This window comes from Acetobacter sp. (assembly GCF_052102375.1).
Classification (GTDB): Bacteria; Pseudomonadota; Alphaproteobacteria; order Acetobacterales; family Acetobacteraceae; genus Acetobacter.
In genome coordinates, this window is the sequence record NZ_JBQDXI010000039.1 from 1 (window position 1) to 4,274 (window position 4,274).

The 4,274-nt window shown below is 53.0% G+C and carries 4 protein-coding genes; 1 reads left to right on the forward strand and 3 read right to left on the reverse strand.

What is annotated here, in order from left to right; genetic code table 11:
- Positions 1–570, forward strand: a 570-nt coding sequence (locus ACTIDN_RS11895) for a DUF1826 domain-containing protein (protein ID WP_441377218.1), incomplete at its 5' end; no start/stop codon positions are given.
- Here ACTIDN_RS11895 and ACTIDN_RS11900 read toward each other — a convergent pair.
- The 3 genes from ACTIDN_RS11900 to ACTIDN_RS11910 form a co-directional block, all read right to left on the reverse strand.
- The gene (locus ACTIDN_RS11900) at positions 567–2,504 is read right to left on the reverse strand and encodes an FUSC family protein (RefSeq protein WP_441377219.1); all 1,938 of its coding nucleotides are present in this window, start codon (positions 2,502–2,504) and stop codon (positions 567–569) included. The two genes, ACTIDN_RS11895 and ACTIDN_RS11900, sit on opposite strands and share 4 nt — an antisense overlap.
- A gap of 94 nt (positions 2,505–2,598) precedes the next feature.
- Positions 2,599–3,513, reverse strand: a complete 915-nt coding sequence (locus tag ACTIDN_RS11905; protein ID WP_441377220.1) for a LysR family transcriptional regulator — start codon at positions 3,511–3,513, stop codon at positions 2,599–2,601.
- Between the two features lie 3 nt (positions 3,514–3,516).
- Entirely contained in the window at positions 3,517–4,233 is a 717-nt protein-coding gene (locus tag ACTIDN_RS11910) for a hypothetical protein (protein WP_441377221.1), read from the reverse strand.
- Positions 4,234–4,274: the final 41 nt, after the last annotated feature.

A 4,274-nucleotide genomic window follows, 5' to 3' on the forward strand; every position in this document is an offset into this window, starting at 1 on the left:
CGTCATACACATCGCTGCAGCCGCAGACTGGATCAAGTGCTAACAGGCCCTAGTCTGCTTCTGGCCCGTGGTACAGTTGAGCATATTAGAACGCTCCTCCAGCCACATGTACCGGAAAGCGCTGTGTTTCTGTTAGAGGATGCTCTCGCATTGGCATCTCTGTACCAAAGTCACAGTGGTCTTTCCGAGGTCCGGTTCAGGCTGGAACATGTCAGCACGGACTCTTGCCGAAAATTCCATACAGATCATATCAAACTCCGGCTGTTATGCACCTATCACGGATTAGCAACGGAATGGGTGCCGCCTGAATTTTTACACTCAGACACCCTCAACGAACGCGGCGTACCGGCCACCATTCCTGCGGACTGTATTCATCGACTAGACACGGGAGATATCGCATTACTGAAAGGAAGTGCGAACGCTGGACATGCAGGCGTTGTGCACCGCTCTCCGCCCGTTTCTCATCTTCCTAAAGATCAACGGACACGTTTGCTTTTGACAATAGATGAGCCCACCGCATGCGGTATGTCGGACGACCAGAACCCGACTGTTCGGCATACTGTCTGTTAGGCTGTACCATATTCGGCAGCCATTGCCTGAAGGCAGGCCTGAACCTGCGCCAATTTTTCCTTACTTTGTGCAGAAGGAGCGTTTTTAATCTGGCTCTCAAGCCAATGATCCAACATGGGGCTCCAGCGTAAAGCGCTCATGCCTTGCTGGCTCCATTTGCGTAAAAACACGCGCAAACCGCGACGGACAGCAAGAGGCATAACAGGGTCTTGCGCTGCATCCCGCACAACCACCACTCCCATACCAACACTCATGGTCTGGAGTTGTTCCTGCATATAAGCCAGCCGCATTGGCTCTGGAACGCCCTGAGCATTCCGCAAAATTCTCACAAGACTATCGGCGCTGCCGGATAGCCATTGCTGCATGGTTGTGTGATCATTTTTCTCAGCCAGATGCTTGAGGCTCTGCATACGCCATGCCCGTGTACGCTGCATGTGAGAATCAATGTGAAACGGCAAAATTGCGCGGTAGGTCCACCCGACAAACAAAACTGCACATAAAAATGCCAGAGCACCATTCAGGAAAGACTGTTCATCATACCGCCCAGTATTGGATGGCCCGAGCAGAACCGGCAGAAACATGTTGAAAGAAAACGCATATCCCGCCGTGTTGGCATGACGCGCGGCAAGGCCGCCAATGGTCATGGGAACCATAAGCGCTACCAGAAGCATTTCCGGTGTTGTGACAAGCGGCATCACCATAAAAGCATACAGGCCGGCAGTCAGAGCACACCAAACCGCCCCCTTAAAGAACGCGCTGGACGCCAGAATAGGGTTCTCTCTCGTAGCCAGCAGACCATACACAAGGGCTACAAAGGAGATGAAAGCCGCACCAGAAGGCCACGCTGTAACCTCCCACGCCAACCATGCAGCAGTAATGCCTGCCGCTGAGCGGATACCATTTTCAAGAGCTTCCCGCGCATGCCGTCTGGATGTCATTTTAAAACGGAAGTGATCATTCTTTGTGGGATTTTCACTTGCCTGAATATGATGGCAGGCTGACGTGTAATCACTTCTGAAAGCCGCTGGAAAAGCATGGTTCTGCGGCACATCAGCATGCTGCTGGCGGGCCAACACAGCAATGCCCCGCGCTCTGGCCAGCATGACCATAAGATGAGAAAGAGCTGCTTTAGCGTGATCTCCCGCGCGGGTATGCGGCCCTAGTTCCAATGCATCAAATTCAATACGGCTGTTAGCGGCAACAAGGGTTGTCAACACCTGTGCCTGCGTTTGGGGGGTAGCTTTTCCAGCCAGCATATCTGTGACCATAGCGGTAACAGCCTGCAGCGCACCGTTCAGACGTTGCTGGAGATTACGTTTGGCCTGCTCCCGTAGAGAAGGCGTGCACAGAATAGCTAAGGCCGCCTCACACACGACCCCAAGAATAATGTACGAGCCACGCGCTATAGCGATATCGAACACATGGTCGGGCTCGGAAATAGCACCCGTCGCCACAATAGCAGACGTGAAGCCGGTCAAAACAAGACCGTAAGCACGATAGCTTTCCAGAAATGTGGCAAAACCACAGCACAGGCCCACCCAAAGCGCCAACGCACCAAAGAATAAGGCTGTCTCCTGCGGAAAAGCAGAAATAAGTGCTACCCCCACGCAGCACCCCACAACGGTCCCGATAATACGCCACCGCGCTTTTGAAAGACTCTCCCCGCGGGAAGACTGAGCTACCACCCACACACTGAGCGGTGCCCATTGCGGACTATCCAGCTCCATCCACATAGCGATGAGAAGAGACAGCCCAGCGGCAAAAGCTGAGCGCACGGCAAATGCCAGATCTGCCAAGGATGGTTGCAATAACCACCTCAGTTTTTCCCGCCACGGTTTGGGGTGGGTATGGAACCAGGAGGGTGCAAACCATGACAGCAAGCCCGCATGCGCAACGGCACCACTTTGCCCTGCCTGCTGACGTGTTCTGCTCATGATAACACTTGCCCCCTGCGCCTGTAGCGGCAGACCATGCAAAAAGGCGACTTAAGCGTCCAAGCGTTTGTTATAATAACATCATAAACGTAGCTTATGATGTAGCAGCGGCACCGTAAATATCTGCCAGCTCCAGGCTCTGTGTTACCCCCCACAGACGCTCCAGCAGGGCCGTGCTATTGGGTTGGCTAAGCCGCACAACCCCTACATCTGGTGACACAAACCCTGCCATACGGCGGGTTTGCAGGCTTTCCCCACCCGTTCTTTCCGGTAGCGCAGCAAGGGGCAGAATACTGGCTATTTGGCCTTTGAGAATTTCTGCATGCAGGAGTTCAAGCGTATCCGTTTCCAAAAGTATGTTGGGAATAACGCCTGCCTGCCTGAACCCATCATCCACAAGCTGTCGGCTGCGCATATTCCGGCTTAACAAGCAGAGGGGTACGTTTTCTATATCTTTCCAGTTAAACACGCGCCCCGCTGGCAAAGACATTGATTTTGCCGCAACCAGAACATGCTCCTCAGCATAAAGCGCATGTTTTTCAAACGGTCCGTCGGCAGGCACCCGGTCAAGGTACATCAAACCAAGTTGCAGCGTATGCTCCCGCAATAACTGCACAATCTCGTTGCTGGAATAGACCTTAACTTCAACATGAAGAGCCGGAACAGCGGCCCGAAAACTTTCAAGCAGAGTAGGTATAACCAATATAGCGGGAGGCATGACACCAATAGCAATTGACCCGCCGGCAACGTCCTGAGCAAAAGCCGCTTCCTGCCGTAAACCGTCCAGAGCAGCAACTGTCTGGCGTGCCCAGCTCAACACACGCTCGCCCTCTGCCGTCAGACCGTAAAACCGGCGGTTACGTTGAATGATGGTAATGCCGAGTTCCGTTTCAAGCTGCCTGATGCCAGCAGACAGCGCTGGCTGGGACACACCGCAACTTTCTGCCGCACGAGAGAAGTGCCGAAAGCGGTCCAGAGCTATCAAATACGTTAACTGCCTGAGAAACACAGCCTATCCTTGCTTTACTTTCCGCACAGCAGAGGATTGCCTATGCCGCCTGAGCCTGTGAACGCTGATCATAACGGCAGATAGAAAAATGGCCAGCACACCACACAGCAGTGGTGCCACCACACTCCACCGCGCCAACGGGTGGCGAAGCCACACCCAGAAATCCATATCGTGAAGCCCATAAACGAACCAACGAGAACGTTGCCCAGAGCGATCTATAAGAGCCTCGACCTGTCCTGTTGCGGCATTTAGATAAAAATAGGTGCCATCATGCGCCATGCCCCGCAAAACAGGAAAATGCCGTGTGCTCGTGTCTTTGCTGAAGTAATACTCATCGGCTTCTGGCAAAAATGTCAGCTTTTGCGGGGGTGACATAAGCCCAAAATCTTGCAGATCCCGCTCAATATTGGTTGGCATCAGGGCGGTTGGCTGCAACGCCTTATCCAAACGCATTCCATGCCCATCCGTCTTCATCACGGACAGAAAAATCTTTCCACCAACAAAAACACTGTGTACGCCGCGCCAATCTGGTGGCACTGTTTCAATAATCTGGCGCAACACTGACACGATATCCTGCCCCAATACGGTCCCTGTTATCCTAACAGGCTCGATCTTTTTCGGCTCACTCTGAAAAGCCCCTACAGGGTTCATGGTGAGCAGGCCGGTCGTAATCCAGACCAAAGCCAGAATACCAAACACTGTACCACTGTTGATTTTCACTGAGAACTGACCCGGGTAGGGCGGAAATTTTCATCGAGATT